Annotated in this window: 8 protein-coding genes; 6 read left to right on the top strand and 2 right to left on the bottom strand. The window is 72.7% G+C overall.

Annotated elements, in window-relative coordinates; translation table 11 throughout:
• Positions 1-102 precede the first annotated feature (102 nt).
• Positions 103-2,625 carry a DEAD/DEAH box helicase gene (locus ACH495_RS03070; RefSeq protein WP_396856509.1) on the bottom strand — a complete coding sequence of 841 codons (2,523 nt, stop codon included), beginning with the start codon at positions 2,623-2,625 and terminating at the stop codon, positions 103-105.
• Between the two features lie 104 nt (positions 2,626-2,729).
• Between ACH495_RS03070 and ACH495_RS03075 the strand changes: the two genes are divergently transcribed.
• The 6 genes from ACH495_RS03075 to topA all read left to right on the top strand — a co-directional run bounded on the left by ACH495_RS03075 (position 2,730) and on the right by topA (position 10,516).
• Positions 2,730-3,080 (top strand): STAS domain-containing protein, encoded by a 351-nt coding sequence (locus ACH495_RS03075; protein WP_357295558.1) that lies wholly within the window; start codon positions 2,730-2,732, stop codon positions 3,078-3,080.
• The gene (locus ACH495_RS03080) at positions 3,080-3,517 is read left to right on the top strand and encodes an ATP-binding protein (RefSeq protein ID WP_396856079.1); all 438 of its coding nucleotides are present in this window, start codon (positions 3,080-3,082) and stop codon (positions 3,515-3,517) included. The genes ACH495_RS03075 and ACH495_RS03080 overlap by 1 nt, the downstream gene beginning before the upstream one ends.
• Before the next feature lie 298 nt (positions 3,518-3,815).
• Complete coding sequence (locus tag ACH495_RS03085) at positions 3,816-6,164, top strand: sodium-translocating pyrophosphatase (protein WP_396856080.1); 2,349 nt, start codon at positions 3,816-3,818, stop codon at positions 6,162-6,164.
• Between the two features lie 102 nt (positions 6,165-6,266).
• Complete coding sequence (locus tag ACH495_RS03090; protein ID WP_396856081.1) at positions 6,267-6,806, top strand: hypothetical protein; 540 nt, start codon at positions 6,267-6,269, stop codon at positions 6,804-6,806.
• Entirely contained in the window at positions 6,797-7,411 is a 615-nt protein-coding gene (locus ACH495_RS03095) for a hypothetical protein (RefSeq protein ID WP_396856082.1), read from the top strand. The genes ACH495_RS03090 and ACH495_RS03095 overlap by 10 nt, the downstream gene beginning before the upstream one ends.
• Before the next feature lie 297 nt (positions 7,412-7,708).
• On the top strand, positions 7,709-10,516 hold the full coding sequence (gene topA / locus ACH495_RS03100) for a type I DNA topoisomerase (RefSeq protein WP_396856083.1): 2,808 nt from the start codon (positions 7,709-7,711) through the stop codon (positions 10,514-10,516).
• Positions 10,517-10,758: 242 nt separating this feature from the next.
• Here topA and ACH495_RS03105 read toward each other — a convergent pair whose 3' ends face one another.
• Positions 10,759-12,075, bottom strand: coding sequence for a D-arabinono-1,4-lactone oxidase (locus tag ACH495_RS03105; protein ID WP_396856084.1), 1,317 nt, complete (start codon positions 12,073-12,075; stop codon positions 10,759-10,761).
• Positions 12,076-12,122: the final 47 nt, after the last annotated feature.

A 12,122-nucleotide genomic window follows, 5' to 3' on the forward strand; every position in this document is an offset into this window, starting at 1 on the left:
GCCTGCACGCTGGTCGAGCATCGGAGCAACCTGTCGGTGATGGGGAGAGCGGTCGCTCGCCGGGCATCACCGCCTCGGCGGGAGACGAGTGATCGGACGAGATCAGTCCGTCGTGTTGCGGTCGGCCGCCGGCGCCGGCCGTCGGGCCGCCCGGTCGTCCTGCCGTGGCAGCACCCCGCCGCACTCCGCCCCCGGCCTCGACCCGCCATCCGCCGTCGCGCTGCCGGCCGTCGTGCTGTCGGCCGCCGCACCGACGTTCTTCGCGCCGGTGGCCGCGGCGGCGAGGTTGGCGAGCACCACGTCGAGGACCTTGACGGCCTCCGGCTTGGCCAGCGGGTTGTTGCCGTTTCCGCACTTCGGGGACTGGACGCAGGACGGGCACCCGGTCTCGCACCCGCACTCGACGACGGCGTCGCGGGTGGCGCGCAGCCACGCGGTTGCCGTCCGGTACGCCCGCTCGGCGAAACCCGCCCCGCCGGGGTGGCCGTCGTAGACGAAGACGGTGGGGGCCTCGGTGTCCGGGTGCAGGGCGGTCGACAGCCCGCCGATGTCCCACCTGTCGCACGTGGCCATCAGCGGCAGCAGGCCGATCGCGGCGTGCTCGGCGGCGTGCAGCGCCCCCGGTACGTCCGCCGCCTGCACCCCGGCGCGGGCCAGCGAACCGGGGGAGAGCGTGAACCACACCGCGACGGTGCGCAGCTCCCGCGCGGGCAGGTCGAGCGGGCGGGTGTCGATCACCTCGCCGGTGGCGATGCGACGCCGCTGGTACGACACCACCTGGCTGGTCACGTCCACCTCGCCGAGGAACAGCCCGACCGGGCCGGCGTCGGTGTACGAGCGGACGGAGACCACGGAGAGCGAGGTGACGTCGCGGGCGTGGGTGGACCAGTCCGGCTCCTCGGCGTGCACCAGCGCGCACCCGTCGGCCAGGTCGAGCGCGTCGACCACGTACGAGACGCCCTGGTGCAGGTAGACCGCGCCGGTGTGGAGCAGGAAGTGCGCGGAGCCGCCGTCGACGGTGCCGAGCAGCCGGCCGGTGGACTCCTCCACCACGCAGACCGGTGCGCCGCCCTCGCCGCGCAGGTCGACCTCGGGGCGTTCCCGGTGCCGCCAGTACCAGCCGGTGGGCCGCTGCCGCAGCGCGCCCGCCTCGACGAGCGAGTCCACCGCCTCCTTGGCGCCCTCGCCGAACAGGTCCAGGTCGGCGGCGGTGAGCGGGGCCTCGTGCGCGGCGCAGGCGAGTTGCGGCGCGAGCACGTACGGGTTGGCCGGGTCGAGCACCGTCGCTTCGACGGGTCGCCCGAACAGCGCCTCCGGATGGTGCACGAGGTAGGTGTCGAGCGGGTCGTCCCGGGCCACCAGCACCGCGAGCGCCTCGTCGCCGGAGCGTCCGGCCCGGCCGGCCTGCTGCCAGAGCGAGGCGCGGGTGCCGGGCCAGCCGCAGATCAGCACCGCGTCCAGCCCGACCAGGTCGACGCCGAGTTCGAGCGCGTTGGTGGAGGCGAGCCCGAGCAGGTCGCCGTGCAGCAGCGCCCGTTCCAGCTCGCGGCGTTCCTCGCGCAGGTAGCCGGCCCGGTAGGCGGCCACCCGGTCGCCGAGCCCGGGCACCGCCTCGTCGAGCGACCGCCGCGCGTTCGCGGCGACCACCTCGGCGCCGCGGCGGGACCTGACGAACGCGAGCGTGCGGACCCCCTCGACCACGCTGTCGGCGAGCAGGTCGGCGGTCTCCCGCAGCGCGGAGCGCCGGACCTGGACGAGTTCAGCGTCAACAGACGAATCCGAGGGCGGCAGCAGCGGCGGCTCCCAGAGCGCGAACGTCACCCCGCCGCGCGGCGACGTGTCCTCGGTGACGGCGGTGACGGGCAGGCCGGTGAGCCGCCCGGCCGCCGTCGCCGGGTCACCCGACGTGGCCGAGGCCAGCAACAAGACGGGGGTACGCCCGAAGCGGGCGCACTGTCGACGCAGCCGCCGCAGCACGTGCGCGACGTGTGAGCCGAACACGCCCCGGTAGGTGTGGCACTCGTCGACCACCACGTACGCGAGCCGGCGCAGGAAACCGGACCAGTGGGCGTGCCCGGGCAGGATGCCGTGGTGCAGCATGTCCGGGTTGGTGAGCACGAACCGGGCGTGCCGGCGGATCCACTCCCGTTCGGCGCGCGGGGTGTCGCCGTCGTAGGTGGCCGGGCGTACCCCGTCGAGGTCCAGGCCGGCGACGGCGCGGAGCTGGTCGGCGGCGAGCGCCTTGGTCGGGGCCAGGTAGAGCACCGTGGCGCGCGGGTCGGCGAGCAGCGTGCTCAGCGCGGGAAGCTGGTACGCGAGCGACTTGCCGGACGCCGTGCCGGTGGCGACGACGACGTGCTGCCCCGCGTACGCCAGCTCGGCGGCCTCGGCCTGGTGGCGCCACGGCGCGACCACGCCGCGTCGCGCGAACGCCGCCCGCAGTTCCTCCGGCGCCCAGTCGGGCCACGGCGCCGGCTCGCCCGCGCGGGCCGGGACCCGCTCGACGTGGGTGACCGGGTCGGTGACGTGGCGCAGCCGGAACCGGCGCAGCAGCTCGTCCGGCGCGCGCCTCGGGCCGGGGCTGTCGTCGGTCACGTCCTGCACTCTCGCACTGGTGTTCGGAATTGGGAACGGCTGGGTGGGGGTATGGGGAGGGCCAGGCCGGTGACCCGAAGTGGTCGCACGGGGGGATGGTTAGATGCCCAGGAGAGTTTACCGAGGAGGGGCCGATGGAGCTGTCGCTGGCGACCCGCACCGTGGGGGAGCACACGGTGCTCGAGGTCGGCGGTGAGGTGGATGTCTACACCGCACCCCGCCTGCGGGAACGGCTCATCGAACTGATCGACGGTGGGGCCCGCCACGTGGTGGTGGACCTGGGCCGGGTGGACTTCCTCGACTCGACCGGGCTGGGCGTGCTGGTCGGCGCGCTCAAGCGGCTGCGGTCGGCCGGCGGTTCGTTCGCCCTGGTCTGCGACAAGGAGCCGCTGCTCAAGATCTTCCGCATCACCGCCCTGGACCAGGTCTTCCCGCTGCACCCGACGGTCGACGCGGCGATCGCCGCCGACACCACCGGCGCGTGATGGCCACCGTCAAGCTCTCCTTCTCGCCGGCGCCGGTCCACGTGCGCACCGCCCGGCTGGTCGGTGTCGCGGTGGCCCGCCGGGCCGGGGTCCGCGAGGACCTGCTCGACGAGGTGCGCCTGGCCATCGGCGAGGCGTGCACCCGGGCGGTCGCGCTGCACCGGCAGTACGGGTTGGGCGAGCTGGTCTACGTGGAGATGTCCGACGGCGGGCCGTACACGGTGCGGGTGGTGGACCGGGCCCCGATCGAGGCGGGCCTCGGGTTGGCCGCGCTCGGGCCGGACGAGCTGGCGAAGGAGTCGTTGAGCGAGGACGCGCTCACCACCGGCGTGGGCTTCGCCCTGCTCGCCGGTTTCGTGGAGGACCTCCAGGTCCGCCCGGTCGACGACGGCGTCGGCACCGAGGTTCGGATGGCCTGGCCGACCGGCCGCGTCTGACCTCGTCCTCCGTCCCGCAGGCCGCGTTCCCCGCACGGGGAGCGCGGCCTCGTCGTGTTGACCGGCCTATATATCAGATTTCCTCGCATAACACAGTTACGAAGATCATCGAGACACGGTGCCCCCTCGCTGTGACCCTCGCCACGCCGGAGGGCTACAGTACCCGGGTTGTCAGCAAGTGATCGCTCCCCGCAGCCAGCGGGAACGGGTGGATGGCGCGCGCTGGCGAGTTCGCATCCAGGCGTCGGCCCGTGCGTCTCCACGAGCCGACGCGAGTGTTCGGTACAGGAGGACACAGATGTCCGGGACCTTGGCCGCCGACGGCGGCGCACTGTCCCTTACCGGAGCCAACGTGACGTACGTCGTCATCGCCGCGGTCATCGCGCTGGTGGCGCTCGTCTTCGCCGCCGCCTTGACCAAGGCGGTACTGGCAGCCGGTACGGGAACCACCAACATGCAGGAGATCTCCGGAGCGGTGCAGGAGGGCGCCTCGGCGTACCTGCTGCGGCAGTTCCGCACCCTGGCGATCTTCGTGGTGATCGCCGTCGTGCTGCTGTTCCTGCTGCCGGTGCACGACACCGACGGCAACCAGACGCTGGTGAAGATCGGCCGGTCGGCGTTCTTCGTGGTGGGCGCGCTGTTCAGCGCGTTCATCGGCGGCGCCGGCATGTGGCTGGCCACCCGCGCCAACCTGCGGGTCGCCGCCGCCGCCCGGGAGCGCGAAGGTGGCCGCGAGGGCGCCATGAAGATCGCCTTCCGCACCGGCGGCGTGGTCGGCTTCCTCACCGTCGGCCTCGGCCTGTTCGGCGCGGCGCTGGTCGTCATCCTGTTCCGCGGTGACGCCCCGACCGTGCTGGAGGGCTTCGGCTTCGGCGCCGCGCTGCTCGCCATGTTCATGCGGGTCGGCGGCGGCATCTTCACCAAGGCCGCGGACGTCGGCGCGGACCTGGTCGGCAAGGTCGAGCAGGGCATCCCGGAGGACGACCCGCGCAACGCCGCCACCATCGCCGACAACGTGGGTGACAACGTCGGCGACTGCGCCGGCATGGCCGCCGACCTGTTCGAGTCGTACGCGGTCACGCTGGTCGCCGCGCTGATCCTGGGCCGCGCCGCGTTCGGCGAGGACGGCCTGGTCTTCCCGCTGATCATCTCCACCATCGGCGTGCTGGTCGCGATCGTCGGCGTGTTCATCACCCGGCTGCGCGCCAGCGACCGCAACGGCCTGACCGCGATCAACCGGGCCTTCTACCTGTCCGCGGTGATCTCCGCGGTGCTGGTGGCGATCGCCGCGTTCGCCTACCTGCCGGCCACGTTCGGCGAGCTGGAGGGCGGGCTGACCGACGTCGACCGCAACCCGCGACTGGTGGCCATCGGCGCGGTCGTGATCGGCATCGTGCTGGCCGCCGCTATCCAGGCGCTGACCGGCTACTTCACCGAGACCAACCGGCGCCCGGTGCAGGACATCGGCAAGAGCTCGCAGACCGGCGCCGCCACCGTCATCCTGGCCGGCATCAGCATCGGCCTGGAGTCGGCGGTCTACTCGGCGCTGCTGATCGGCGCCGGCGTCTTCGGCGCGTTCCTGCTCGGCGGCAGCTCGATCACGCTGTCGCTGTTCGCGGTCGCGCTGGCCGGCACCGGCCTGCTCACCACCGTCGGCGTCATCGTCGCGATGGACACGTTCGGCCCGATCTCCGACAACGCGCAGGGCGTGGCCGAGATGTCCGGCGACATCGACGAGCACGGCGCGCGGACGCTGACCGAGCTGGACGCGGTCGGCAACACCACCAAGGCGATCACCAAGGGCATCGCGATCGCCACCGCGGTGCTGGCCGCGACCGCGCTGTTCGGCTCGTACACCGACACGCTGCGGACCTCGTACGAGGACGCGGGCGTGGGCGACGTCGGCACCGAGATCCTCAACGCGCTGAACGTGGCAAACCCGCGCAACCTGGTCGGCCTGATCATCGGCGCGGCGGTGGTCTTCCTCTTCTCCGGCCTGGCCATCAACGCGGTCTCCCGCTCGGCCGGCGCCGTCGTGATGGAGGTACGCCGGCAGTTCCGCGAGCTGCCCGGCATCATGGACCGCACCCAGCGGCCCGAGTACGGCAAGGTCGTGGACATCTGCACCCGGGACGCGCAGCGCGAGCTGCTGACCCCCGGCCTGCTGGCCATCCTGGCCCCGATCGCGGTCGGCTTCGGCCTCGGCCCGGGCGCGCTGGCCTCCTACCTGGCCGGCGCGATCGGCGCGGGCACGCTGATGGCGGTCTTCCTGTCCAACTCCGGTGGCGCGTGGGACAACGCCAAGAAGCTGGTCGAGGACGGCGCGTACGGCGGCAAGGGCTCCGAGGCGCACGCCGCCACGGTCATCGGCGACACGGTCGGCGACCCGTTCAAGGACACCGCCGGCCCGGCGATCAACCCGCTGATCAAGGTGATGAACCTGGTCTCGCTGCTGATCGCCCCGGCCGTGGTGGCCTGGAGCGTGGGTGACGACAAGAACCCGGCGCTGCGGATCACGATCGCCGTGGTGGCCGCGCTGATCATCGCGGCGGCGGTGGTGTTCAGCAAGCGCAAGGGCGTGGTGATGGACAGCTCGGACCACGGTGCGGGCACCCCGGACCAGCACCCGGAGACGATCGGCGCCTGAGGCGGTGGGACGGTTCCCGGCCGGCCACGGCCGGTCGGGAACCGTCCCGTGCACGAAACCTGACCGGTGGCGGTTCGCCTCGGAGGTCGTACGCTGCAACGCATGCGCACGCGCCGGGCGGCAACCGCCGGAAAGCTCACGGTGGTCCTGGCCACGCTGGTCCTCGTGGTCGCCGGCTGCGGCGGCCCCAGCCCGCGGGCCTGGGCCGCGTCGGTCTGCCAGGCGCTCACCCCGTGGCGCGCGGAGATCTCCAAGCTGACCAGCAGCACCCAGCAGCAGATGACCGCGCAGACCACCCCGCCCCAGGCCAAGGAGAACCTGGTACGGCTGTTCGCCGGCGCCGAGGCGGCCAGCGAGACGGCCCGGCGCAAGGTCGAGGAGGCGGGCGTGCCGGAGGTCGACCACGGCACCGAGGTCTCCGCCGGGTTCCGCGGCTCGCTGAGCAAGATGCGGGACGCGTACGGGCGGGCCCGGACCACCATCGACGGGCTGGACACCGCCCAGGCCGGCCCGTTCTACGACGGCGTGCGCGCCGCCGTGGACACGCTGAACCAGGAGTACGACGCGAGCGCGCTGGACACCAGCAAGCTCAACTCACCCGAACTCAAAGAGGCCTTCGACGAGGTCCCGGAGTGTCGCTGACGCCGCCCTCCCCGAATCCGAACCCGGCCCGCCAGCCCTCGCTGTTCTCCACCGAGGCGGCCGATCCCGCGCTGGCGGACCTCGCCGGCCTGCTCGCCGGGCCGGGGGAGGTGGTGCGGATGGGCGGCACGGCCCGGCTCTCCGTGGTGGTGGACGCGGCCTGGCGGGTGCACGTGCTGGTGGCCGAGCTGGGCGCCCGGGGCGTGCCGGCGAGCTGGGAGCCGACCGGGGACGGCCGGTACCGGGTGCGCACCGCGTACGCGAGCACGCTGACGCCGCTGGCCCGGGGCTGGCTGCACGGCGCGGCGAAGCGCCCGCCGCCCCGGTTCCACCTCGACGGGCGGCGGTTGCGGCTCTGGGCCGCCGCCGCCGGGGCCGCCGAACCGGCCGGGTTCCGGCTCGGGCTCGGCCCGGCCGACGAGCAGTGCTGGCCGGCGGTGCGCGCCGCGCTGGCCGCGGTGGGGCTGCCGGCCGCGTTCGTGGAGCCGGGTGAGGGCGGGCCCGCGTACCGGATCGGTGGGCGTCGGGTGACCCGGCTGGCGGAGCTGGTGGGGGAACGACCTCCGGCGGCGCCGGCCGCCGACTGGCCCGGCCCGGACGGCTGACCCGCCGGCTGTCCGATCGCGGACCGGCCCGCGCGGTTTGCGCAGGAAAACGACGCGCGTCGCGTCCGCCGGGGGGTGCGTGATCGTCACAGTGACCCGCCCGGCGCCCTACCCACGGTGTACGGTGGCGCCGTCCGGCAGGGTACGGCCGGTGCCGCCGGGAAGGTGGCCGGTCCGCCGCCCACGAAACCCGGGACGCGGACGGCGCGTTACGTTGGACGTCCGGGCCGACGGCGGTCCGGGCGGTGCAACACGGCCCGAAGCGGGCATGGCGTAGGAGTGAGGTCGGGGAGAGACGTGCCGAGCAACGCTGGAACCACCCGTCTGGTCATCGTCGAGTCACCGGCGAAGGCCAAGACGATCTCGGGCTACCTCGGCCCGGGGTACGTCGTGGAGGCCAGCTTCGGCCACGTCCGGGACCTGCCCCGCAACGCCGCCGACGTGCCGGCGAAGTACAAGGGTGAGCCGTGGGCGCGGCTCGGCGTCGACGTCGACAACGGCTTCCACGCGCTCTACGTCGTCTCGGCCGACCGCCGCCAGCAGATCAACAAGCTGGTGAAGCTGGCCAAGGAGGTCGACGAGATCTTCCTGGCGACGGATGAGGACCGCGAGGGCGAGGCGATCGCCTGGCACCTGGTGGAGACGCTCAAGCCCAAGGTGCCGGTCAAGCGGATGGTCTTCCACGAGATCACCAAGCCGGCCATCCAGGCCGCGGTGGCCAACCCGCGGGAGATCGACCGCGACCTGGTCGACGCCCAGGAGGCCCGGCGCATCCTGGACCGGCTCTACGGCTACGAGGTCTCCCCGGTGCTGTGGAAGAAGGTCATGCCGAAGCTCTCGGCGGGCCGGGTGCAGTCCGTGGCGACCCGGATCGTGGTCGAGCGGGAGCGCCAGCGGATGGCGTTCCGCACCGCCGAATACTGGGACATCCTGGCCACCCTGGCGGTGGCCAAGCCGGGCGAGGGCCCGCGCACCTTCAACGCCACGCTGGTCGCGCTGAACGGCGACCGGATCGCCACCGGCAAGGACTTCGAACCGACCACGGGCCGGGTGCGCGCCGGCGCGGGCGTCGTGCACCTCGACGAGGGCGGGGCCCGTGGGCTGGCCGCCCGCCTGGCGGACCGGCCGTTCACGGTCACCCGGGTCGAGGAGAAGCCCTACCGCCGCCGCCCGTACGCGCCGTTCATCACCTCCACGCTCCAGCAGGAGGCGGCCCGCAAGCTGCGGTTCTCGTCGCAGCAGACGATGCGCACCGCGCAGCGGCTCTACGAGAACGGCTACATCACCTACATGCGTACCGACTCGGTGAACCTGTCGGAGACCGCCATCACGGCGGCCCGCCGGCAGATCGTCGAGCTGTACGGCGAGCGCAGCGTGCCGCCGGAGCCGCGCCGCTACACCGGCAAGGTGAAGAACGCGCAGGAGGCGCACGAGGCGATCCGACCGGCGGGCGACAACTTCCGCACCCCGGGCGACGTGGCCAAGGAGCTGTCCGGCGAGGAGTTCAAGCTCTACGAGCTGATCTGGCGGCGCACCATCGCCTCGCAGATGACCGACGCGGTCGGTTCCAGCGTGTCGGTGCGCATCCGGGCCGTCTCCTCCGCCCAGGAGGAGGCCGACTTCGGCGCCACCGGCAAGACCATCACCGACCCGGGCTTCCTGCGCGCGTACGTCGAGTCGAGCGACGACGAGAACGCCGAGGCGGAGGACGCCGAGCGGCGGCTGCCCACGCTGGTCAAGGACCAGCCGCTGACCGCCGACGAGTTGGCCGCGCAGGGCCACCACACCCAGCCGCCGTCCCGCTACACCGAGGCGTCGCTGGTCAAGGCGCTGGAGGAGCTGGGCATCGGCCGCCCCTCCACGTACGCGTCGATCATGCAGACCATCCAGGACCGGGGGTACGTCACCAAGCGCGGCCAGGCGATGATCCCGACGTTCCTGGCGTTCGCCGTGATCGGGCTGATGGAGCGGCACTACCCGCGCCTGATCGACTACGACTTCACGGCCAGCATGGAGAACGAGCTGGACGAGATCGCCGGCGGTGACCACGCCGCTGTCGACTTCCTCACCTCCTTCTACTTCGGCAGCACCAACGGCGCCGGCGACCAGGCCATCGCGCACGCCGGTGGGCTGAAGAAGCTGGTCACCGAGAACCTCAGCGACATCGACGCGCGCAGCGTCAACTCCATCCCGCTGCACACCGACGACGAGGGGCGCGAGGTCGTCGTCCGGGTCGGCCGCTACGGGCCGTACCTCCAGCGGGCAGTTCCGGGCTCGGGAGAGGGTGAGGGCGAGGAGGGCGGCTCGCCGGGCGACCGCGCGCCGATCCCGGAGGGCCTGGCGCCCGACGAGCTGACCCCGGAGAAGGTGCACGAGCTGTTCCTCGGCGGCGGGGGCGAGCGCAAGCTCGGTGACGACCCGTCGACCGGCGAGCCGATCCTGCTCAAGTCCGGCCGGTTCGGCCCGTACGTGGCCAGCGGGGAGCGGAAGTCGTCGTTGCTGCGTTCGCAGTCGCCGGACGACCTCACGCTGGACCAGGCGCTGCGGCTGCTCAGCCTGCCCCGGCTGGTGGGCGTGGCCCCGGACGGCGGGGAGGTCTTCGCCAACAACGGCCGCTACGGCCCGTACGTCAAGCGTGGTGACGAGTTCCGTTCGCTGGACTCCGAGGACAAGATGTTCACCGTCACGCTGGACGAGGCGCTGGCGCTGCTGGCCGCCCCGAAGACGCGCCAGCGCCGGGCCGCCGCGCCGCCGCTGCGGGAGATGGGCGTCGACCCGCTCACCGAGAAGCCGCTGGTGATCAAGGACGGGCGCTTCGGACCGTACGTGACGGACGGGGAGACCAACGCGTCCCTGCGGCGCGCGCAGACGCCGGAGGCGCTGACGCTGGAAGAGGCGTCCGAGATGCTCGCCGAGAAGCGGGCGAAGGGGCCGGCGCCGAAGAAGAAGGCGACCAAGAAGGCCGCCCCCGCCAAGAAGACCACGGCGGCCAAGAAGACGACGGCCGCGGCGAAGACGACGGCCGCGGCGAAGACGACGGCCGCGAAGAAGGCCCCGGCAAAGAAGGCGGCCCCCCGGAAGGCGACCTCAATCCCCAACGAGTGAATCGGTGGCTGCGCCCGCATCTGGTGCCGGGCGTGTCGCGCTGGAAACGAAGCATCGCAGTTGAGCGGTATGCCCCCTGGTCATAATTATGACCCAGAGGCATACCGCATTTTTCTGGGGTTTCTTCCGCCGCCCAACACGGAGAGTGATCGAGGTCGGGGCGCGCTGCGGGCTGGAACCGGCCAGCCAGGTGGGTGTTCTGAGACGCCGAGTGGGTGGGGCGGGCACGTACCAAGATCTCGTCAGGAACCGAGGACCTGGCGCAGATAGGCGTTCTCGAAGACGTTGTTGGGGTCCAGGCGGGCGCGGAGGGACTGGAAGGCGGCGAATTTCGGGTAGGCGGGGGCGAGCGAGGCGGCGTCGCGCCAGTGCAGCTTGCCCCAGTGCGGGCGACCGCCCAGCTCGGTGGCCACCTGCTCGAACGCGCGGAAGTACGGCTCGTACGGCATCCCCACGTACTGGTGGACCGCCACGTACGCGGAGTCCCGCCCGTAGGAGTGGGACAGCCAGATGTCGTCGGCGGCGGTGAACCGCACCTCGACCGGGAACAGCACCTTGAACGGCAGCCGGTCCACGATCCGGCGCAGCTCCGCCAGCGCGGTGGGTAGCGCGTCGCGCGGCAGCCCGTACTCCATCTCCACGAAGCGGACCCGGCGCGGGGTGCAGAAGACGTGGTCGGAACGGCCGGTGTAGGTGCGTTCGGTGAGCGCCCGCGCGGAGACGGCGCTGATCCGGGGGGCCAGGGCGGGCACCGCGCGGCCGAGCCGGCAGGCCCCGGCGAAGACGGTGTTGGCGAGGAACTCGTCGTCCAGCCAGCCGCGCCAGCGGGGCAGTGGCCGGTCGTCGGCGGGCACCCGGTCGTTGGTCTTGACCTGCACCCGGTCGGTGTACGGGAACCAGTAGAACTCGGCGTGGTCGTGTGCCTCGTAGAGGCCGGGCAGGTCGTCGAGCACCTCGGCGAGCGCGGCCGGCCGTTCGTGTGCGCGCAGCACGAAGGCGTCCACGCAGCGCAGCGTGACCTCGACCAGGATGCCGACCGCGCCGAGCCCGACCCGCGCGGCGTCGAACACGTCGGGGTGCTCGTCGGCGGAGCAGCGCAGCACCTCGCCGGTGCCGGTGACCAGCGTCAGCCCGGCCACGAAGGTGGAGAGGCAGCCGAGTGCCGCGCCGGTGCCGTGGGTGCCGGTGGAGAGCGCGCCGGCGATGGTCTGCGCGTCGATGTCGCCGAGGTTCGGCACCGCCAGCCCGTGCCCGGCGAGCAGGTCGTTGAGCGTGTGCAGCGTCATGCCGGCCGGTACGGTGACCAGGCGACGCGCCACGTCGACGGTGACGTCGGTCGCCAGCTCGGCGAGGTCGAGCCGGTGCCCGTCCGCGACGGCGGTGGCGGTGAAGGAGTGACCGCTGCCGACGGCCCGGACCGTCGTGCCGTCGGTGGCGGCGCGGCGGACCGCCTCGGCGACGTCCGCCACGCTCCGGGGGCGCACGGTGACCAGTGCCGTGCTGCGTTGGTTGCCGGCCCAGTTGGACCAGTCGGCGGGGGTACCGGCCATGGCGAACACTCCTCGACATGAATATGAACTGAATTCATATCAGGAACGTTGTGCCT

Source organism: Micromonospora sp. NPDC018662 (genome assembly GCF_044391475.1).
Lineage (GTDB): Bacteria > Actinomycetota > Actinomycetes > Mycobacteriales > Micromonosporaceae > Micromonospora.